The organism is Anaerococcoides asporogena, from assembly GCF_029590275.1.
Taxonomy (GTDB): Bacteria; Bacillota; Clostridia; order Clostridiales; family Clostridiaceae; genus JG1575.
The window spans coordinates 632,509-652,680 of the sequence record NZ_CP120965.1 but is presented as its reverse complement, the minus strand read 5'-3'; the positions used below and the strand labels follow the sequence as shown (position 1 = coordinate 652,680).

Annotated in this window: 17 protein-coding genes and 1 pseudogene; 7 read left to right on the top strand and 11 right to left on the bottom strand. The window is 45.6% G+C overall.

The window, feature by feature from the left end:
* Positions 1-2: 2 nt before the first annotated feature.
* The 4 genes from P6M73_RS03055 to P6M73_RS03040 all read right to left on the bottom strand — a co-directional run bounded on the left by P6M73_RS03055 (position 3) and on the right by P6M73_RS03040 (position 4,786).
* On the bottom strand, positions 3-1,187 hold the full coding sequence (locus tag P6M73_RS03055; RefSeq protein WP_277854681.1) for a M20 family metallopeptidase: 1,185 nt from the start codon (positions 1,185-1,187) through the stop codon (positions 3-5).
* A gap of 18 nt (positions 1,188-1,205) precedes the next feature.
* Positions 1,206-2,105: an ABC transporter permease gene (locus tag P6M73_RS03050; protein WP_277854680.1), complete on the bottom strand. Its 900-nt coding sequence runs from the start codon at positions 2,103-2,105 to the stop codon at positions 1,206-1,208.
* Positions 2,105-3,067 carry an ABC transporter permease gene (locus tag P6M73_RS03045; RefSeq protein WP_277854679.1) on the bottom strand — a complete coding sequence of 321 codons (963 nt, stop codon included), beginning with the start codon at positions 3,065-3,067 and terminating at the stop codon, positions 2,105-2,107. Before P6M73_RS03045 ends, P6M73_RS03050 begins: the two co-directional genes overlap by 1 nt.
* A gap of 96 nt (positions 3,068-3,163) precedes the next feature.
* Positions 3,164-4,786, bottom strand: a complete 1,623-nt coding sequence (locus tag P6M73_RS03040; protein WP_277854678.1) for an ABC transporter substrate-binding protein — start codon at positions 4,784-4,786, stop codon at positions 3,164-3,166.
* Between the two features lie 318 nt (positions 4,787-5,104).
* Between P6M73_RS03040 and P6M73_RS03035 the strand changes: the two genes are divergently transcribed.
* Positions 5,105-6,724 (top strand): PucR family transcriptional regulator, encoded by a 1,620-nt coding sequence (locus tag P6M73_RS03035; protein WP_277854677.1) that lies wholly within the window; start codon positions 5,105-5,107, stop codon positions 6,722-6,724.
* A gap of 117 nt (positions 6,725-6,841) precedes the next feature.
* Here the strand turns inward: P6M73_RS03035 and P6M73_RS03030 are convergent, their stop codons facing one another.
* The 4 genes from P6M73_RS03030 to P6M73_RS03015 all read right to left on the bottom strand — a co-directional run bounded on the left by P6M73_RS03030 (position 6,842) and on the right by P6M73_RS03015 (position 11,913).
* Complete coding sequence (locus P6M73_RS03030; protein ID WP_277854676.1) at positions 6,842-8,611, bottom strand: IS1634 family transposase; 1,770 nt, start codon at positions 8,609-8,611, stop codon at positions 6,842-6,844.
* Between the two features lie 262 nt (positions 8,612-8,873).
* On the bottom strand, positions 8,874-10,577 hold the full coding sequence (locus P6M73_RS03025) for a glucosyltransferase domain-containing protein (RefSeq protein WP_277854675.1): 1,704 nt from the start codon (positions 10,575-10,577) through the stop codon (positions 8,874-8,876).
* Between the two features lie 542 nt (positions 10,578-11,119).
* Positions 11,120-11,437 carry a conjugal transfer protein TraG gene (locus P6M73_RS03020; RefSeq protein ID WP_277854674.1) on the bottom strand — a complete coding sequence of 106 codons (318 nt, stop codon included), beginning with the start codon at positions 11,435-11,437 and terminating at the stop codon, positions 11,120-11,122.
* A complete protein-coding gene (locus P6M73_RS03015; protein ID WP_277854673.1) occupies positions 11,434-11,913 on the bottom strand; it encodes a PcfB family protein in 480 nt (159 codons plus the stop codon). The genes P6M73_RS03020 and P6M73_RS03015 overlap by 4 nt, the downstream gene beginning before the upstream one ends.
* 185 nt (positions 11,914-12,098) lie before the next feature.
* On the opposite strand from P6M73_RS03015, the gene P6M73_RS03010 reads away from it, so the two are divergent.
* Together P6M73_RS03010 and P6M73_RS03005 are read left to right on the top strand one after the other, a co-directional pair.
* Positions 12,099-12,683 (top strand): type IV toxin-antitoxin system AbiEi family antitoxin domain-containing protein, encoded by a 585-nt coding sequence (locus P6M73_RS03010; protein WP_277854672.1) that lies wholly within the window; start codon positions 12,099-12,101, stop codon positions 12,681-12,683.
* A 56-nt stretch (positions 12,684-12,739) separates the two neighbouring features.
* A complete protein-coding gene (locus P6M73_RS03005; RefSeq protein WP_489666514.1) occupies positions 12,740-12,886 on the top strand; it encodes a hypothetical protein in 147 nt (48 codons plus the stop codon).
* Positions 12,887-12,924: 38 nt separating this feature from the next.
* Here the strand turns inward: P6M73_RS03005 and P6M73_RS16900 are convergent.
* Positions 12,925-12,987, bottom strand: a pseudogene (locus P6M73_RS16900) (hypothetical protein); the annotation flags it as partial.
* Positions 12,988-13,246: 259 nt separating this feature from the next.
* Positions 13,247-14,704 (bottom strand): PKD domain-containing protein, encoded by a 1,458-nt coding sequence (locus P6M73_RS03000; RefSeq protein ID WP_277854671.1) that lies wholly within the window; start codon positions 14,702-14,704, stop codon positions 13,247-13,249.
* On the opposite strand from P6M73_RS03000, the gene P6M73_RS02995 reads away from it, so the two are divergent.
* The 4 genes from P6M73_RS02995 (at position 14,688) to P6M73_RS02980 (ending at position 19,371) form a co-directional block, all read left to right on the top strand.
* Positions 14,688-15,341, top strand: coding sequence for a transposase (locus tag P6M73_RS02995; RefSeq protein ID WP_277854670.1), 654 nt, complete (start codon positions 14,688-14,690; stop codon positions 15,339-15,341). The two genes, P6M73_RS03000 and P6M73_RS02995, sit on opposite strands and share 17 nt — an antisense overlap.
* Before the next feature lie 396 nt (positions 15,342-15,737).
* The gene (locus P6M73_RS02990) at positions 15,738-17,723 is read left to right on the top strand and encodes a hypothetical protein (protein WP_277854669.1); all 1,986 of its coding nucleotides are present in this window, start codon (positions 15,738-15,740) and stop codon (positions 17,721-17,723) included.
* A gap of 36 nt (positions 17,724-17,759) precedes the next feature.
* The gene (locus P6M73_RS02985) at positions 17,760-18,959 is read left to right on the top strand and encodes a hypothetical protein (RefSeq protein WP_277854668.1); all 1,200 of its coding nucleotides are present in this window, start codon (positions 17,760-17,762) and stop codon (positions 18,957-18,959) included.
* 1 nt (position 18,960) lies between these two features.
* Complete coding sequence (locus tag P6M73_RS02980) at positions 18,961-19,371, top strand: Imm70 family immunity protein (protein ID WP_277854667.1); 411 nt, start codon at positions 18,961-18,963, stop codon at positions 19,369-19,371.
* Between the two features lie 402 nt (positions 19,372-19,773).
* On the opposite strand, the gene P6M73_RS02975 is transcribed toward P6M73_RS02980, so the two are convergent.
* Positions 19,774-20,169 (bottom strand): transposase, encoded by a 396-nt coding sequence (locus P6M73_RS02975; protein ID WP_277855723.1) that lies wholly within the window; start codon positions 20,167-20,169, stop codon positions 19,774-19,776.
* Between the last annotated feature and the right edge of the window lie 3 nt (positions 20,170-20,172).

Below are 20,172 nucleotides of genomic sequence, written 5' to 3'. Positions count from 1 at the left end.
GATCACTCCCATCCGTACTGAGTCTTCATGCGTTGAAATGACTCTTTTAATTCGGTCTGCAACCCGGGATCGCTCATCAGCTCCAGAGCTGTCAGCGCCATAGCCTGAGCCCCGGTCCGGATCACCTGGTGACCCAGGGGACCGCCCACGGTCTCTTCAAATTCTGGGGTGTGTCCCCGCATCCCCTGGGCCACCAGAATATAGGACTGCAGAGCCGGCACCCGATGGGTCACATTGCCCACATCGGTTGTGCCGATGCCCAGCTCCTTGCGCCGGGGTCCCACGACTTCGCCCAGGGCGGTAAATTTCTCTTCAAGTATCTTCTCCAGCACGGGATTATTGCGGATCTCCTCATAGGTCGGTCCGGTGAACCGGTATTCAAAGCGGGTCCCCGTCAAGGCCGCCAGGCCTTCACCCATTTTAATGAGCTGGTCTACCAGCTGGATGCGATACTGATTGTCATAGGAACGGACGGTGAAGGACGCCTGACAGTGATCGGGGATCATGATGGCTTCCTCGCCCCCTTTGGTGATGACCCCCAGGATCTTGCCCCGGTCGGCCACTTCCAGCCGTTGGGCTGCGATGAGGTTAAACAGCGCAAGGATCGGGGTCAGAGCGCTGATCCCCTCCTCGGGCCAGGTGGCTGCATGTGCTTTTTTTCCAAAGAAGTCAACGAGGAGGTCAGTCTTGGAATAACTGATGTCATTTACCACCGTTTCATTGGCCGGATGAAGGATCAATAACGCGTCGTACTCATCGAAGACGCCGTGTTCCAGCATGATGACTTTGCCGCCGCCGCCTTCCTCGCCCGGTGTTCCGATGACGCTGACCTTCCCGCCCAGCTCCTGAATCACGCTCTTTAGAGCGGCACCCGCTCCCACCGCCATGGCGGCCATAAGATTGTGGCCGCAGGCATGGCCCATTCCGGGAACGGCGTCATATTCGCCTAAAAAACCGATGTGGAGGCCCGGCCGGCCTGAATCAAAGACCGCCCGGACGGCTGTGTCAAGCCCGCCCACGCCCTGTTTCACCTGGAAGCCCAGACGGGTCAGGATCCCGGCAAAAGCGGCGCTGGATTTGACTTCCTTGAAGTTATATTCCGGATGCTGCCAGATGTAGTCGGAGAGTGCGATGAGCTCAGGCATGAGCGCATCGACGGTTTTTTGAATTATCTTTTGATCAGCCATTTGAGCCATTGCATTTACCTACTTTTTCATTTTCGGGTCCAGGACATCACGGATGCCGTCCCCCAGAAGATTGAAGCCAAGTACAGTGAACAGGATGAACAGCCCCGAGATCGTGGCTACGTGGGGCGCCGTATTGAGCGTTTCCTTACCGGCCCGCAGGATATTTCCCCAAGAGGCGTCAGGCGGCATGATCCCCAGGCCCAGAAAGCTAAGCGCCGCCTCCGAGATGATGGATCCGGCCGTATTGAGCGTGGCATACACGATGATCGGTGAAACGATGTTGGGCATGATGTGTGAAAAGACGATGCGGGCGTGGGATGCGCCGATCCCCTTCACGGCGTTGCAGTATTCTTCGTTTTTGACGACGTGGACCTGGCCGCGCACGACTCGGGCAAAATTAGGGATGTTGGCGATGCCGACAGCAAGAATGACGTTGAAGACCCCGGGACCCAGGATGGTCATGAGGATGATGGACAACAGGATGAAGGGAAAGGCCATCATGCCGTCCATGACGCGCATGATTAGGGTGTCAGTGGTCCCCCCGACATAACCCGACAGGAGCCCCAAAAGGATCCCGATGGCCGCGCCGACAAAGGTGGCGCCTACGGCGACAAACAGGGAGATGCGGGAGCCAAAGATGATCCGCGATAAGAGATCGCGGCCGAACTCATCGGTGCCAAAGAGGTGCCCGGGGCTGCCGGGCTTTAAAAAGGCACTACCCAGTTTCAGGGCATTGGGATCGTAGGGCGCAAGGACTCCGGCAAAAATGACCAGGATCATCATGAAAGAGACAATGACCAGACCAACCATGGCGGTTTTATTGCGCTTGATCTTGCTCCAGGCACTGTTGGCCCGTCGTTCCTTTTCCAGCATGCGGCTGTGTGCTTCACTGCCCAGGAGATCTGTTTTCTGTTCCATCAGCTTTTCCCTCCTTTGCCTTCATAGCTGACCTTGGGATTGACGACCATGAAGATGAGATCCACAAATAGGTTAACAAACACGAAGGCCATGGCTGTGATCAGGACGGCGCCCTGGACGAGCATGTAATCCCGGTTTTCAATCGCACCGGTGATCAGGGTGCCCATACCCGGCCAGGCGAAAATCGTTTCGGTGAGGATGGCTCCGGTAAAGGCACCGGCCAGCTGAATGCCCACCACCGTCACGATGGGGGGCAGGGCATTTTTAAGGGCATGCCGGAAGATGATGATCCGTTCGCTTAAGCCCCGAGAGCGCAGTGCTTTGATGTAGTCGCTGTTGATGGTCTCGAGCATGCTGGAGCGCGTTATGCGGGTAAAGGTCGCCGTCGGGATAGTCGACAGACAGATCACCGGCAGGATCATGTGACGGATCACGTCCCCCAGACCGTTGCTAATAGACCCCATCCCCATGGTGGGCAGCCAGCCCAGACCGACGCTGAAAATCAGGACAAGCATGAGTCCAAGCCAGAATATGGGCATGGATACGCCCACCAGGGCAAGGACCATGGCCGTGTAGTCAAACACGGAATACTGCTTGACGGCCGACACAATCCCCAGGGGAATGGATACCAGGATCGACAGGATCAGGCTGGTGATGGACAGGACCAGGGTATTGGGCAGCCTCTCCAGGATAAGGTTCAAGACCGATTCGCTGTAGGAATAAGAATGGCCAAAGTTTCCCCTGACGATGTCCCCCAGGTAATTCAGATACTGCTGACCCAGGCTGGCATTTAAACCCATCTCGGTGCGCAGTTTTGTGATCTCATCCAGCGAAGCCTGCGGGCCGAGCATAGCCGCCGCCGGGTCGCCGGGGATCATCCGCGTCAGGACAAACGTGATGGATACGACGATTAGCAGCGTCGGGATGATCTGTAGCAGTCGCTGCAGAACAGTTTTTAACATAGTCTCCTCCTTTGCAGTCCAAGGGATGCGATATAAAAAAGGAAAGGCCTTAAAATGGCATCCGCACACTTTTGGGGCCTTTCACCGTTGCAATTACTACTCAGCGATCCAGACGTTCACTTCTTCATTGACGAGGAAAATGCTGCCATCGGCGCGCTGTACCAGATCCTGGACTTTCGGTGAAACACCCCAGGTCACATTTTCATTGGAGTAGAAAACACCCGGCCGCTTGGCAATGATCGCTTTCACCGCCTGACTGTACAGCTTGGCCCGTGCGGCCTGATCCGTGATCACCAGCGCTTCGTTGAGGAGGCGATCGACTTCCGGATCATTGAATCCCTGGCCATTGCCTAATGAACCGATGGCGGTGGAATGGAAAATCTTATTAAGGAAGAAGTAGGGATCGGGATACCAGGTCCAGGACATGGCGAAGATATCGGCATTGTTCTTGGACGCGATTTCACTGAAGGTGCCCCACTCGGAGGTCATGATCTCCACATCGATATTGAGGTTCATTTTCCAGTACTGCTGGACGATGGTCGCCATACGGACCCGGGCCGGAGTATTGGAAATATAAAGCTTGGTTTTAAAACCATTGGGGAAGCCGGCTTCGGCAAGCAATTCCTTGGCAGCGGCTGGGTCATACGTCGGGACATCGGCTTCCAGGGTCTTATCATATCCCCAGGATCCAGGAGGCAGGGGGAGGCTGGCCGGCTGAGCTTCGCCGTACTGGTAGACTCCCTTTACCAGTTCCTTGGTATCCAGGGCGCGGATCAGGGCTTCACGGACTTTGATGTCCGCTGTGGGACCTTTGACCATGTTGAAGTAGATATAGGCAAAGTGCAGTCCCGGCATTTCCAGGAGCTTGATGGACTGGTCGTCGCGGATGAGCTTGACGGATTCGCCGGTCAGGTTCGAGGCGAAGTCGATTTCACCGGTGCGCAGGGCATTGGCATTCTGGTTCATGTCTGTGATGACTTTGAAGATGACACTGTCCAGGTGGGGCTTGGCGGCCCAGTATTTTTCGTTGCGCACCAGGGTGGTGGCCTGATCCAGCTTGAAGTCCTTCATCATGAAGGGGCCTGTTCCGATGAGGTGATTGCCAAAGGCATCCCCCCAGCCTTCGACTTCTTCCTTGGGCACGATGATGTTGCCGGAATTCGTCAACGCCGTTAAGAAGACTGCGCTGGGCTCCGGTAAGTGCACGATGATCTCAAAATCGTTGACGACTTCAACCGAAGTGATCATATCGAGCCGTTTCATGGCTGATTTTTGGGCAGAGCGTTCCAATGAATATTTAACATCTTCTGCCTTCATCTGGCGGCCGTTCTGGTAAGTTCCCGGATGGAAATACACATCCTGACGGAGCTTAAACGTATAGGCCTTGGCGTCGCTGGACACGGTCCAGGAAGAGGCTATGGCCGGAACGATCTTGGATAAGTCCATGCTGTAGGCCACCAGCGTGTCGCCGACATTCTGGATGATCTGTGATTCATAGGTGCCGGTATAAGTGACCGGATCAAGGTTCTTGGGCGAGGCCGTCAGCGCGACGGTCAGTGTTCCTCCATCCTTTGGTTCCCCCACCGGCACCGTAGCGCCTGCTGTGGTCGTTGTCTTCGTCCCCGCCGCCGTAGTGGCTGGTGTCGTGGTGGAGCAGGCTGACAGGCTGAGACTCAAGCCAAGGGTCATTCCAACCAGAGACAAGATCTTTTTCTTCATTCTTAGTTCCCCCTCATGATATGTTTTGTTCGTAGAATCCTGTAGGTTATCCTCAATGATTGTTCGTGCGTTCACCGTACCGGTCTGTTTTTCAGATATTCACTACCCTTCGCATTTTTATTAAGTATAGTGGAATGAAAACCATTTTCCTATGCGCTTAACTCATGAAACGAACGAGCTTCTTTTTATGGCAATCCATAAAGACCTGTAGTAGAATTTATAAGACAGCCAATTATATGCGCCGATTCAGCATAAAACTTTCAGAAAATCCGCACGAATTGAAACAGATTTAAATCAAGACCAAAACAGGGAGACGCCATGGAATCCATCACCGATCGCTATAAGAAGCTTTTTGAGGAGCCCGCCAATGGCCCTTTGACGACACCCCAAAACCACTCCATCACCGTCAGGGAATACCTGGGCCTTGGAGCAATGCAGTCCACCCGGCTCATTGCCGGAAGAAAAGGCCTAGGCCGGCAGTGCACCTCCATCGTCGTCTGGGAGACACCGGATGGCCTGGACTGGCTTATAGGAGGGGAATTCATCCTCACGGCCGGCTATGCCTTCAAAAATGATCCGGCCATGCTGGACAGCCTCATCGATAAGATCCATGAGCGGGGTTGTGCCGGCATCGCCATCAAGGAGCAGCGCTTCTTGGAGGCGATTCCTCCCAGAATGCTGGAGCGGGCAGATGCCTTGGGCATTCCCCTTATCATCCTGCCGCGCCGGATGGTCTACACTGAGATCGTCTCCGCGTTTTATGAAGCGCTCTTCTATAAATCCAACGCTTATCTTCTGGAATCAAAAAAGACCCATGAAGAACTCTTGGATCTCGTCTTTGACAAGATGGATAATACCGGTATCCTGGAAGCCCTTGGCAACTTAGGGCGCCTGTCCCTGTTCCTGACCGGTCCAGAAAAACTGATCCGCACTAGTTTCCTGTTCCACGATATCAGCGGCCACCCGGTAGAAGAGGACGACCTCTCAGTAATGTTCGACGGATCGGCTTATTCCCACCTGAGGCTCCCCATCCGATTTGAAGATGGTCAATCAGGGCGTCTCCATGTCTTTTCCCTGACGCCGTTCCTGCCCCTGATTCGAAATATGCTGGAACACAGCACCAAAAGCATCCAGTTGAATCTGTCCAAAGCGGACCAGGACATCTATAATGAACTTCGTAATAAACAGATGATCACCAGCATCATCCTCCAGGACCGGAATCTCACCGAGGACTTTATCCGAAACGTCGCCTCCAATATCGGCTGGGATTCCTCCCATCCCTCCTATGGCATCGCGCTCAAGTTCTATCAGATGGACGGGCAGCCCGTACCAGGACAGTATATCCAAACTGAGCTCAATACGATCCTCAACAGCTATGGAAAAAAGATCACCTACCTGCTCAGTGAGAGCAACGGGATCGTCGTGATCTACTTAAACAACCTCACGCAAAACAAACTTTATGAGTTCATTGATCTGATCCAGCGGAAATCCAATGTCCGAAACAAAGCACTTACCGTGTCGATCAGTGTGTCCGCTCCGTTCTACGGTCTGTCAGAATTGCCCAAAGTGCAGGATGAATGCATTTTTGCAGCCCTGATCAATAAGCCGGGAAAGATCCTGACCTATGAGTCCCTGGGCATTATTCGCCTGCTGCATTCCCTGAAGGATGATCCCAATGTCCTTAAGATGTACTCAGACATTATGGTCCGCATCGAGACCTACGATGATCAGAATGGCGGCGTCCTGATGGAGACTCTGCTCCAGTACTTCCAGCACAACCTCAATAAAAAAGAAACGGCGGATGCCATGCACATCCACGTCGAAACCCTCCGCTACCGGCTCAATAAGATTCAGGCATTAACCGGTTGCTCCACCGCTTCTTCCGAAGGTCTCTTCATCCTGCAGATGATGGTCAACTTGACAAACATCATCCAATAAGAAGAATCCGCTCGGACCATAAAATCCCGTATCCGGTCCCTGAGTTTGGGAGTTGAGAATGTTAAAACCCTTGAAATCACTCAATTTGAGCGATTTCAAGGGCGTTTTTTTGTCCTGTTATTTTAAGTTCCTCATCAAATCGACCTTCGTTATACTTCGAAACTGGGTCAGGGTCATATTCTTTCTCAAGGGTTTCAGTCCCAGGATCCGATGCAAGTCCAGGTAGATATTTGATACCTGGATGGGCGTCAGGATGATGTCAGGAAATGTGCCCAGAACCACGACCCGGGGTTCCTCAAGGGTATCCATCAGCACTCCGGCTGAGATCGGGGGCATCTCATGGTCCACCACAAGATACTGGGTGTAGCGGACCATACACAAGGCAAGGAAGCACAGGACGAAATGGCCTCTGATGTGCTTGTCAGTGTACACGTACGCCGGTCTTGCCTCCAAGTCGGACTTGAGCACCCGAAAGCTCTCTTCGATCTTCCACAAGCCGTGGTAGCACGTTGTGACCTCTTCGGTGGTCAAGGCCAGGTTGTTCGTTATGACGGCGTAGTAGCCGTCATATTGCTCAGCTTCTTTGACCTTTTCTTCACTGATCTTCCAGCCGGAAGTATCCAGTTCCATCTCCAGAAACTGGTTGACGCCTCGTTTGAGCGAGGCTTTTATCTGGTAGGGTTTGTCCATTTTCTTGTGCAGCTTCTCCAGCATTCGCTGCCGATCCGCGTAATCTTTGCTCGCTCGGCTGGCGGTCCAGGTCAAGTGGATCTTGACCGGAATACTCTCCTCTCTCGTCTTGCGTGGCCTGTCCGGCTTGCTCTTGGCACTTTCCAATTCTTCCTCAGTCAGAGGCACTTTATACTTGAATTCCTGCGTCACGACCTTTTCTCTCCGCACAAGTTCACCCGTCTTTGGATCCACGATTTGGGTCCAGCCAACCTCATCCCACACCAGCTGCTCGAATTCCTTGGAAGATCGTTTCAGGGTATAGCTGATAACAAAGTCATGGCCTGCTTTGCACAGGTATTCCAGATTCGGTCCCCCGTTGAGTCCGCGATCAGCGATGATGGTGATCTTCTCCATCCCATAGAGCTTGCGAAGGCGCTCAACCGATGTGATCAGAGTGCTCTGGTCCATGGTGTTGCCAGGGAACAGCTCATAGGTCACAGGGATCCCGTTGTTGTCGATCAGGAGTCCCATGACGACTTGAACTTCGTTGTTTTTGTGATCCTTGGAAAATCCAAACATCCTCAGTTCGCCCCAGCGCGTACTCTCAAAGGTGTAGGTCGTAACATCGTAATAGCCACGGTTGCTTTCCCGAGAGGTGTTCTTCTCAAAGAACTTGGCCAAATGCGAGATGAGCTCATCCTTGGATTCATCCAGGACATCCAGCACGTCATAGAGACGGTCAAGTTTCATCTCAGCGATTCCGGCAAAGTTTACCTGATCCTTTGAACAGTCAAGGATACTGGATGGATCCATCAAGCGGTGAATCAGCAGATAGAAAATCATATCCAGGACCTCCTGCTGATCCCGTTTACCGAAGGTTTTCGCAAACAGCTGGTCCAGTTTCAACGTGTCCCAAAGTCTCCGAATCAAGCTATGGCCGAAGTGGTAGCTTTGGGTGACTTCCGATTCATCCCCTAATTCCTGATTGGACAAAGATGCCGTCAGTGGGCAATTGGACTCTTTTTTTTCGAGCGTGCGCCTGCGCGCTTCTTCTTTTAATTTGGCAATGATATCGGGGTCTTGAGCCAGCATCTGGTCGTAGTTGCCCAGGGTCTCAATGACATTAGTTTTTTTTTGATCGGTGCCGGGAATCCGTTTATCTTCCCGAAATTGGATGACTCGGTACTTGCCGGAACCGGTAATTGCTACGTACATGGGACACCTCCGTGCAGAGTTTTTCTTACTATCATTGTACCACAATGTAACAGGATATAACAGGACATATATATAAACAATTTGAGAACATAAAAAAGTCTGCAATCCGCTCTGTTGAACGTTTTGCAGACTTAAAAACATGATTTTGTTGACGCTAACTCCCAAACTCAGGAAAAATTAACCCATAGTTATGCGTTATAATGTCGGTGACTAAACAAACATTATGGGGCACAACTATGAGTCATCTCCTAGTCATTCTCTTTTATTTCGATATATCTGATAATTTAACCACAAGTACGTTATCAATAATTTCTATCGAACCATCCGATGGATAACAAGACATTAACTTGACCTCCTGAAGTTCACCGTATTTTTCACTTTCAGTAGACGTCATCACTACAGCGGGAAAATCATTATAATAATAAAAAAAAGCTCTTAGATTTCTAGTAACTGGATCATTATTATTTATGAGGGAATTTACTGGATAATTTTTGATATTTATTTTTTCCAATTCTCTATACTGTACATATGTTGACGCATCAAATTTGCCGACCAAAGCAATCGTCATTCCTGGTCTATAACCGTCCTCAGACTCAACTCGAGTAATTAGCCTATTATAAAATTGCTCAGCTTGCTCTCTATATATCCAAGATTTAAAATAAGCAGCATTGTTATAAATACAAAAATAAATAACAAAAAAAATTGAACAGCAGGTAACAAGAATCTTGATTCCAGAAAACAGGTGTCCGGATAGCTTAATGTTATTGTTTTGCAAAAAGCACAGGGGAAAGACAAATAGATAGACGAGACTATATGTCATCAGTGTATGGACTATTGATTCGCCACTTCCATTAGAAGAAAACAACTCGATTAACTGTATCACCAGCGGACTTGCCAGGATTAATAATATAAGCAGAAATTTTCTCAATAATGACTTTGTTTTCAAGATGAATAGAACAATATAAGTGGTAGAAGCCAAACACATTATTAACAAAACGATTTGAGTACTCTTTAAATAAAACAGGCCTTTATACCCATTTACGAACATAAAATAAAATGAATTATAGGAACGAATAATCCCAATTTTAATGTTATGGATACTGAATTGCGTCATGGAATTTAGTCCTTGATATGTGCCCATTTCTTCAGCATTTAAAAATAAGAAAATTTTATTAAGCAGCAAGTATAGCACTAATGCTATTCCAACTGCAGCTACTGAGATCACACATGTTCGTATCCACAAATAACAATCGGTATTATCGTCCATTAACCTGTAGAAAAAAAAGAAGAATATAAAACAGATTGCACAAACCAAATAAGGCTGATAAATACCCATCGTTAATGCAATTAATAGAATACCACTCGATGCATTGATGATTGCCTTGATCAAGGCAGAATTCTCATGAAAAACAAAGCTCCGCGTATTTTTATCACTTTCTCCGGAAGTATGTTTTTGTCTCTGTCCATCTAAAAAAACGTTCAATGCTTCTGTAATAAGATACCCACCTAGAATCGACGTAAGCAACGCGAAAAAATAATATGGTGCCGTAAACATGTATCCAAATGTCGCAGTAACCACTGGAAAGCATATCATTATTGAAGTAATAATCATTTGGGGTAATCTTTGTTTCACCTCAAATCTATAAATTATCAAAAAAGCGGATAGTGCGATAAACAACAGGGAAACAACACCATTAATCACCGGAATGCTAATGTTCATTCCGAAAACATTTTTTACTAAAGAGCCCAATAGACCTAACGCCCATCTACCAGACTTATAAGTTGCACCTACATCAAAAGTATGTCTGAAATCATCGTGCCAACTTATTTTATTAAAGAGCATAAAGGAATGTGCCAAAAATCCAAAAACAGTAGCACTCAACAAACAAACATTTAATGTTTTTCTTACTTCCGTTCCTGCTTTAGATTTTGATAATTTTGAAATTAAGTTTTCTTCACCTTCCACTTTGTATCCCCTTTAGTTCACTATATGATTGTTCTTATAAGAGCTGACTTAAGTCCGTAATTACATTGTGTGACATGAACATCTATCTTCTAGCTCCCCATGTTTTTCGTATAGCATGCAAGTAGTGAAAAACTGAGTGTCTGCTTATAAGTAAAAGTACACTGCAACCTTTTAAAAAATCGAAAAATTTTAAAAATTATTTATAAAATCATGTAATTTTATAATTATATAGCCATAGTACAACATTAATCTGATTGAGTATAGACTGAAAATCAGCATCCATTTTTTGAATGCAATCAGGTACTATTTATTGTATCATACTCTCCAGAGTTTATCTTGATTGCAGAAATTTACGTAGATGATCACCATACGAGCATATAAAAAAATCCTGTACAACAATCATCCAGGGTGAAGTTTTTTCAGTATTTTAGGGGTCAACTCAAAACTCCCAATTTTTTATCATCGTCATCTCACCTCTTGTATGTTAACCACACAATGTCTTAATCGAAGAATCCCATCAATTGAAATGATGAATCAAGAAGCTAGGGGGTCACTTTCTTTGTTTTACCGGCTGAGCCGTAATCGATGTTTTTACGGTACTCCTTGGCGTTCCTTCCTTTCACATAGACTGCGAGCTTGATGGCGGCAGCGATCACAATGCTCAGGATCAGGCCCTGCGGAAGCAGGCTCGGCCAGGGGGACCGGAAAGCTAAAGCAAAGCCGTCCATGAGATGCAGCACTTTTGGAGAGATATCCAGTCCTGGAGAATTTCGCCAGGCTTCACATAGCTTCGTGACAAGTAGAGCAATCAGAACGTAGGGGAGGTTTAAAAGGAGCATCCGCTTGATTTTTCCTGTCATCGCGTCAGCTCCTTATCTTTGTTTTTTACCTTGTCCATAACCTTGGTTTGAACAAGCGCTTTGAATTTGGCAAGCTGCTCCAGGATAGAAGGCTGCTTGTCCTTTTTAAGGACCTTCGCTGTGTATTCTGCGAAGGCAGCAGTGAGGGCATCAGCATCCCGGGCTTTGAAGAAGACCAGATATTTGAGTTTCTCTCCGGTGATGTCCTTTTTGAGGGCATAGTCCACGCCGTATTTTCTGGCGACCTGCTCAAAGGACTTGATGTTTTTATCCGTGATCTCGATGTTTGAGACTCCGGCATTCTGACCGATGAGTTCCTTCACGGTCTGCTTGCCATGGGGGATCTGCGGCGGACTGTCCCGGCTCTTCTTCATTTCAGCCAAAAGCTTGATGAGTGCAGCCTTCAGAACACGTCCGGTCATTCGGGCGGTACTGACGGCCAGGGCGACGGTCCTTTTTTCCACTTCTTCCTGCATGAAAAATTCCTCCTTTACAAGTACTGATTATGGAAAAGCTCAGTTTCTAACAACTGAACTTAGAGTGTTAGCGAGAAAGTAGTTTTTGATCGTATTGCCGTGTCTTGATAAATTTATTTACAAATATACTTAAACGAACTACAATATAAGTATATTTGTAAAAAGGGGTGATGATGATGAATTACTTGGAAAAACTTGAAAAGCTCATTCAGAAGCAACACGGCACAGTTTTAAGTGCTGACCTGGATATATATGAAATTCCTAGAACCTATCTTCAAATGATGGTAGCCGAAGGGAAACTGGAAAGAGTGGATCGTGGTGTTTATGTTTCAATCGATGCCATTGAAGATGAAATGTATGCCATGCAAACGAAATATCCAAAATTGATTTATTCTCATGAGACTGCGCTCCATTTGCATGGTCTTTCTGACAGGACGCCTTTTGAGTATTCAGCCTCTGTTCCAAGTGGTTACAAAGTGGTGGGATCAGTCGCAGATCGATTCAAAATCTACTACATCAAAAAAGAGCTGCACGAGCTTGGCGTTGAAACGGTGAAGAGTTCACACGGCAATCCGATCAGGACTTACGATGTCGAGAGAACTGTCTGTGATTTGATCAGAAGCAGAAGTCGGATTGATGTCCAGATTCTAAATGATGCGTTGAAACGATTTGTGAAATTGAAATCTGCGGATCATTCAATTCTCTTGGAATATGCCAGGAAACTGAAAGTTGAAGCAGTACTGAAAAGCTATCTGGAGGTGCTGATGTGAGTGGGAAAGCCATGAGCTTAAAAGCGAAAATCAGAAACTTGGCCAGGAAGAAAGATATGTCCGCCCAAGTCGTGCTTCAAAACTACACGTTTGAACGGTTCCTGGAAATGCTTTCTCAATCAAAGTATCAGGATAAATTCATCCTGAAAGGCGGAATGCTGATTGCGGCACTTGTCGGGTATTCGAAGACATATTCGATGTAGGTGCTGTCGATGCGCTGCAGCCGTTCCTTGACCAGGGAAGCAGAATAATCATCTCCGGCAACGCTGATACATTCTCGCTTGGAACAAAGGGGTTCCACCATCAGGTCCACGATTCATCTAGATGATCTTTGTCAACGCTGAACAATAAACTTATACTCGATTTTTCCCTGGATGGTCTCCTTGTTGGATTGAGCATCCAATCTCATTCTTCTCGATCGTGGCTTCTCTTGATGGATCAGGCCTATAGTATGGACAGATAAATCATTGGAATTTATGTTATTTGCACAAATCATTCAAAGAGCCAAAAACAGAGGGACCTTCCTGAGGTCCCTCTAATTCGTCTTATCTGGTTGCTGCAGCTTATTTCTTACCGACCTTGAAACCATTGTTCGTGTCGCATCTTGTGTACTTCTGATCATCCATCGAACCCGAGATTGGATTCCATCTGGTGGTGATCCAGTAGTTACCGGCTTTGATTTTCAATTTCAGGTTTGCAATCGCGACCCCGTTATTATCGGTCTTGGCAGTTGCGGTTTGCAGAATACCCAAGGTCTCATGCCAGATCGTGAACTCGACCAGACGTCCACCCAGCGGAATGCCAAATTCATCTTTCAGCACTGCCTTGAGCGGAATCATCTGTGAGGAGGAGCTGCTCAGCGGTCCAAAGTAACCAATCTGAGTATCCCGTTTCTGGACAACAACGGAGGCCATATCCTTATCATAGAGTCCCCCTGGATCTGTAACGGTCAATTCGGCATCATAGGTGCCCGGCAGGTCATATACATGATTTACTTTTGGTCCGCCGGATGCACTGGGGGTTCCATCGCCAAAGTCCCATGCATAGTCCAGCATGGACTGCTGATAGGTGCCTGGATTCCATCCACTGCCGGACAGAGTCACCGGAATACCCCATTTGGTGGACATGTCCGGTCCCGCATTCGCAGTGGGTTTCAGGTTATCAACCTCGATGGTGAATGTTTTTGTTGCGGTCAGTCCGGTCATATCCGTTGCCGTGAGCAGTCCGGTAAACATTCCAGGTGCCTCAAAGGTGTGTTTCGGCTTTGCACCATACTCAACACCTCCGTCCGAGAACTCCCACTTCAACGTCGGTATCACACCACAGACGCTCTTACTGAGTGAACCATCAAAGGTAATGGCAGTTCCCTCCGATCCAAAGTATTCGTCTTCGGTAACAGCTGTCGGCGGGATATTGTTGGGAAGAACTTCACCCAGGTTGAAAGACATACCCGGTGCGGAAATGTTAAAGCTCTTGCTTGAAGAACCTAATTCGAAGGTTGGTGTAGCGAAGGAAATTGCATCATGCGGAACCGGAATCAATCCGGCATTAATTCCGACATCAACCACTAGATAGGATGTCACAGTGAAATCCTGGTAGGTAGTCAATTCTCCCAGAGAATAAACCAGATCGTCACCGGATCCCAGATTGCAGGGTACAAACAGATCATCCTCATCCGATGGATCAAGGTACAGGTCTGAATCGGACGGTACTGCATTTCCTCCGATCTCCGCATGGCGCAGTGTTTCAATTCCTTTGGATGAGATGGTGACATCAGCTGCGAGAGATAAGGCAACATACGGCGAATCGGGAAGCTCGGGCAGAATGTCATAGGCTCCCGACTCCAAATGGTAGGTACGCGCCTGATCATCCGGAAGAAGCGGAGCACTGCCTGAGGCGGATCTGGACAGATCCGGTCCGTCAATCGAATGATCTCCGAAAGAATCACTCCAGGAGAATTTCAGATTTGACAGAGACCAGGTAACAGCCAGGAATCCATCTCCGATGTTGCTGTACGTCACATCCGGATCAAGGTGGCGACCCTGGGATCCGCAGAACAAAATATACACGCATGTTTACTACAGTGCCGTGAAGGCAATGGGAATTCGTGAGGACCTGTATGCATCCATTGCTCTATTGCGCGAAAAGGCCACTGAAAACCCAGAAAAATGGATTAATGACGAGGAATGTAGAAAATACCTGGTGATTCGAAAATCCGATAAACAAGCCAGCGGATACACCGTCAGCATTCGAAATGATGTCGTTGAAAAAAGTCTGGAAACGGCAGGTTGGGTGGTCCTGATCAGCAATGACATCAGTGATGCCAAAAGAGCCATGAGCATCTATCGAGACAAGGACGTTGTAGAAAAAGGCTTCCTTCGTCTCAAAAACAGTATTGACCTAGGGAGACTACGTGTCCACAGCGACAACGCCGCTCAAGGGAAACTATTCGTCGGCTTTATTGCCTCTGTTATCATGTCTGGGATTAATCAGGTGATGAGTGACAAGGATCTATACCGTAAATACACCATGAAAGAGCTTCAGCGGATCCTGGCCAAACTCCGAATCCAAGAGATCCATGAACACATCATCATTGCACCGCTAACAAAAGAGCAGCGAATGATCTTTGAGGCATTCGACATTTCCTTGGGGGAGTGATGTTGTTATAAATTCGGGCGGGATTTCAGGTTAAGTATTTACCTTTAACCTTAACATTTCATCCTTTCAGCAATACCTCCTCTTCACCTGTTCCTTTCCGATAGATTCGTCGTCGGATCAAAAACCACGCGATAAAGAAGATCGTCTATTTTAGAAGCATCCTCCTAAATTTCGCTTATATCACTTTAGTTACTAACTTGGAGCGTCCTGCTTATTATTATGAGTACTGGTCATGCAATTAAAAAGATACACTATTCGTTAACTATTGTATTATCAAATTATACAGTGCTCACTCACTTTTTTCTTACGACTTCGATTATTAATAAAGGTAAATTCCTTAATTTTTTATAAAAACTGATCTCCTATATATTTATGTCCTTGTGGGATGTTATTATCATGATGTCAATTAAATTAAAAATCAGTTATTTAACAATTGCTTTCAAAATGAGCAATGAGTTAACGAATGAAAGAAACTGTTTCCTAGGAGAAGGGACTAATTTTTATCGGAGGATGGTTATATTGCTTAATTGGAGAAGTTCTTTAAGAAGGTTTAGTAGAATTACTACTATCGTGTTCGTCATGTTTATAACACTTGCTGGTATCAGCGGGTATACCGCTTACTCACAAGCAATTTCCACTAGTATTTCAGGAAAAAGTATTATTTTCGAAGATATGAAAAACAACTACACTTTCTCAGACCAAAGGCTCCCAGAATCAACAACTGATGAGATAAATGCATTGGGGAAGCTCACAATTACCGGGAATACCAAAGGGAGTTCAATGAGAAATGGATTCCCATCATACAGTGTAAAAACGGGTAACGTTGACTTTTCATATGTTAGTAATAAACCCTTAATCTCGGAAAACTTAGATCAATGGCACCTTGTCGATGATCCTAACAAATCCGTTGATTCAACTATGTTAGATGAAAAGATTGGAAAAGGTGCAATAATTATCCAGACATCAAAGGATGGAATCATTTGGGTAACTGATAAGATTATGACAAATGTCTTTGATACAAACTATGCAGCTTCCGAGCCTTTGTATACTTCAAATGCCCTTCAATTAACTAATGGATGTTACTACCGGATAATCGTTGCTTATAAAACCAGAATTCGGACCGGTCAATCAAAATTTCTTTTTTTTACTCAAGATGATTTTAGCTATCAGAAAAATCTTGAGATCTATGAGTTTTATCTTTTTAATGAAAGTCTTATCCACTTTAATGATCCAAATATGAAGCACTATAAAGTCAGTAATGATCCGATCAGAACTGAACCAACTGGTTATACCGGCGCTAAAGAAATTAAAGTCAGTGATCCTTTCTACAATTTAAATTTAGGGGACTTTACAGTAAGTGGCTTTACCGAAGATTCCAAAGACACCGATGGAAACCCAGTATTTTTAAAAAATCTCGGCGATCAAGTTACCTTATGGTTTAAATTGCAGTACGACATTAACCATCTGAATGGTAACGCTGCATTATCAGTTGTCTCAGATGAAGAAGGCTTTGATAATTATTTCAGAACTACCAAGCAAAACTTTGGAAAAGGCACCTTAATCATTAGACATACTGACTTTCAGAATATAAAAACGCGTCCAACGATATATACGAATTACCTCGAGGCTAATGCAAAAGTCAATGCTGACACGAAGGTTGGATTATACGAAGAAGGCGATTATGAAGTCGCACTCAATTATAAGATCAAGTATGATAAAACGAAGATTCTTGGTCAATCTGTTCTACCTCAGTTCTCTTTCCATCGAGTGTTCTTTAAATTTTCAGTCAGGAACGGTAACTGCATGGTATTTCCATTCGATCTGAGTACTGGCGCAGAGCTTTCAAATACATCTATTACCCCTAATGGCTTTTACCTGGATTTGGCAAAATCTAGATACTTAAGCATAAACGTTAAAAGAGAAATTTTTAAAGAAGGAGCCGATGGTCTTACTGAAGATACAAGGTTTAATAAACCAGCTAAGGATGGCGAAGAGTACAAGGAAGAAGGCGTCTATACGATAACAGTTAAAAATCAATATACCAACCAGGAAACTACGAAAAAAATCTATGTTGGTTCGAATCCCATTTTAAAGGCTCACGTCTTTACCCAGAAACCTATTAGTGAAATAAAAAAAGAAATCGCTAGTGGCGCAACAATAAATGAAGACGGATCCATTAATATGGTATCCAAAGAGACCGTTGCTCCCAAAACAATACCGGAAGTGAATAAGACACAAACGACACAAACGATAGAATCAACAGAATCGCCAAAGGTTGAACAAACCAATCAATTACTCGGATTATCAAACCTTTCAATCGGCATTGGCGTTGCTGTCGTTGCAGGTTTGATAGGAATTGTGAAAATCCGTAAAAGGAAATAGGCTAGTGAAGAATAATAAATACGAGGTCAAAGGTGAATGAATAAAATAATTTCAGTTTTGCTAATTTTTACTCTCCTAATCACAGGCTGTTCGATTACTTCTAATCCAACAGTGAAGCCAAATACTTTGACTTCATCACCATCTCTTCAGAAAAGTGATTCAACCATACTAGCAGATAAGAATACAACGAGTTCTATTTCTGGTGATTTTGAGGATGCCATTTTTCCCGAGGATATAACAAGTATTAGTGACCCATTGCTGCTTCAATACGTGGAAGATCAGGTATTTGCTCAACTGGAATATGAGCTGGATACTAATGAATATATCATTGAGAACGTTAATAGCATATATATTTCGAAGGAATATTTGGACGAATTAGCTTACAACTCTAAATCAAATGTTTATTTCGGCTACACCCTCAAAGAATTGGATTCACACTTTGAGGGTGCCAAATATGTATTTACGCTTTCAGAAAATGGTCAAACAATAGTCAAACAACAGGACGAAAGCATCAATGATACCCTCAACCAAATAATCAAAAACGTTGCGATTGGCGGGGGTGTGATCCTGGTGAGTATTTCAATCTCGGCGGTATCTGCCGGAATGGGGGCACCGGTCATTTCAGCCATATTTGCCGCGGCAGCTTCAAAGGCCACGTCTTATGCAGTTTCTGGTGCTGTTATCGGAGGAATGAGCGCTGCCTTTGTTGAAGGATATGAAACCAAAGACTTTTCTGAGACATTGAAGGCGGGAGCATTGGGTGTCAGTCAAGGATTAAAAGTAGGAGCCATTACAGGAACACTAGTGGGCGGTGTAGGAAAAGCAATTGCTATAACGAAAGCTAATTTTATACATTCAGCCCGCCAGTCCGAACTGGATGTCCTTTCAAAATATGGAGGTCAGGAACAAATAACATTTCTTAACAACCAAAGGGTAGGTTATGGAACTCCCGCAGGCACTAGACCAGATATCGTCAGATATGTAAAAGGAAAATTGGAAGCAATCGAAGTTAAAAATTATGATTTGACTAATAATAGAAGCTTGCTGAATCGGACATTATCAAAAGAAATAGCGGATCGGGTGACGAATCTTCCTCATGGATCCACTCAAAGAATTGTACTGGATGTTAGAGGGCGCCAATATTCGGAGAGTTTTTTAAACAACGTTATTAAAGAGATACAAGAAAACCTATATGATATTTATCCGAATATTCCGGTTGATGTTATGAGGTATTAGGATGCTGATCATAAGTTCTGATTCCCAACAGATCGTCGATGTTGGAACAAACGATATTCTAAACGCATTATCCTCGACCATTCAAGTTTGGTTGTGGCCCTATATTAGTGATATTGAGGAAGCTTTAGAATTTATAATTTATGGAACAAGTGATGCGAATAAAACAATAGAAATAGCAAAGCAGTTTGTATTTATTCGAGACAAATTATCTCTCCTTGGCCCAGAATGTGCAGTTTATGATATATCCAATCCAACTAAACCTGGTCCATGGAATGGATATATTAGTAAAGAGGTAACTTCGTGCGCCAATCTTTTTACAACATCAGACGGGAAAAATTTGCTAGATGAGATCATAAGATTGTGCCACTATGCTGATCAAAATAGCCAATCATTAGTTGTAGTTAAAGAATAGCAGTCAAGCAATAAAACATAGGGTTGCTTGTATTGAAAAATCTCAACATACACTTGCCTAACTAACAACTAAAAAAAATGACCGCCGCATTCCTCTCGTTAACGTGAAGATTGAGTCGGTCATTTATTACTACTTTCTAAGCTATCGATATTAATCTTGTATACCGTACCCTTAAGGTGACCAAACTCATTTCTCTCTCTCTGGTTTGGACGATTTATCCTGGCGGTTCCAGTTCACGAACCACTTCCCGAAAGGCATCGATGCTCTCCCGGTTGATCATGGAAAGGGCCTTGAGGGTTTAATCCCAGTCGTCAGGGAGTGACAGGATCTAAGATAGAAGCCCTTTAGACTTCAGCGACAGATCATTGTTTTTATTGCTCCCCTGATTAAACCTTGCGCATATTAAGAGGCATATTTTGTGGTTTTTGAATGGAAGAACCCCCTGATTTTATTAGGACGCAATTGCACAGTTTTTAAATGTGATCGAACATTATGTTCAAGCTCATCGTCTGTCCTGGGACTTGGTTTTTTACTTATGCCACGTTTGAGATCACTGTTGAGCAATTCATCGGGATTGTATTCTGGGGCATACGGTGGCAGGTAGAACAGCTCAATTTCTTCCTTATGCTTTTCTACCCACGCCATGACTTTTTTAGCATGATGAACCCGCAGATTATCGAGCACCAGGAACACTTTCTTTTTGCTGTCATGCACCAACCGCCGCATAAAATCAATCAGTTTGTCGGCGTTCATGTTGTCTTTATAGAGGACAAAACGCAATTTCCCTCGATTGGAAATTGC

Excerpts from the sequence above, each read along its gene's own strand:
- P6M73_RS03040 (WP_277854678.1), bottom strand. The coding sequence starts at position 4,786 with ATGAAGAAAAAGATCTTGTCTCTGGTTGGAATGACCCTTGGCTTGAGT.
- P6M73_RS02985 (WP_277854668.1), top strand. The coding sequence starts at position 17,760 with ATGAATAAAATAATTTCAGTTTTGCTAATTTTTACTCTCCTAATCACA.
- P6M73_RS03050 (WP_277854680.1), bottom strand. The coding sequence starts at position 2,105 with ATGGAACAGAAAACAGATCTCCTGGGCAGTGAAGCACACAGCCGCATG.
- P6M73_RS03020 (WP_277854674.1), bottom strand. The coding sequence starts at position 11,437 with ATGACAGGAAAAATCAAGCGGATGCTCCTTTTAAACCTCCCCTACGTT.
- P6M73_RS03055 (WP_277854681.1), bottom strand. The coding sequence starts at position 1,187 with ATGGCTGATCAAAAGATAATTCAAAAAACCGTCGATGCGCTCATGCCT.
- P6M73_RS02980 (WP_277854667.1), top strand. The coding sequence starts at position 18,961 with ATGCTGATCATAAGTTCTGATTCCCAACAGATCGTCGATGTTGGAACA.
- P6M73_RS02990 (WP_277854669.1), top strand. The coding sequence starts at position 15,738 with ATGATGTCAATTAAATTAAAAATCAGTTATTTAACAATTGCTTTCAAA.
- P6M73_RS03045 (WP_277854679.1), bottom strand. The coding sequence starts at position 3,067 with ATGTTAAAAACTGTTCTGCAGCGACTGCTACAGATCATCCCGACGCTG.
- P6M73_RS03005 (WP_489666514.1), top strand. The coding sequence starts at position 12,740 with ATGTCCGCCCAAGTCGTGCTTCAAAACTACACGTTTGAACGGTTCCTG.
- P6M73_RS03030 (WP_277854676.1), bottom strand. The coding sequence starts at position 8,611 with ATGTACGTAGCAATTACCGGTTCCGGCAAGTACCGAGTCATCCAATTT.
- P6M73_RS03015 (WP_277854673.1), bottom strand. The coding sequence starts at position 11,913 with ATGCAGGAAGAAGTGGAAAAAAGGACCGTCGCCCTGGCCGTCAGTACC.
- P6M73_RS02995 (WP_277854670.1), top strand. The coding sequence starts at position 14,688 with ATGTTGCTGTACGTCACATCCGGATCAAGGTGGCGACCCTGGGATCCG.
- P6M73_RS03035 (WP_277854677.1), top strand. The coding sequence starts at position 5,105 with ATGGAATCCATCACCGATCGCTATAAGAAGCTTTTTGAGGAGCCCGCC.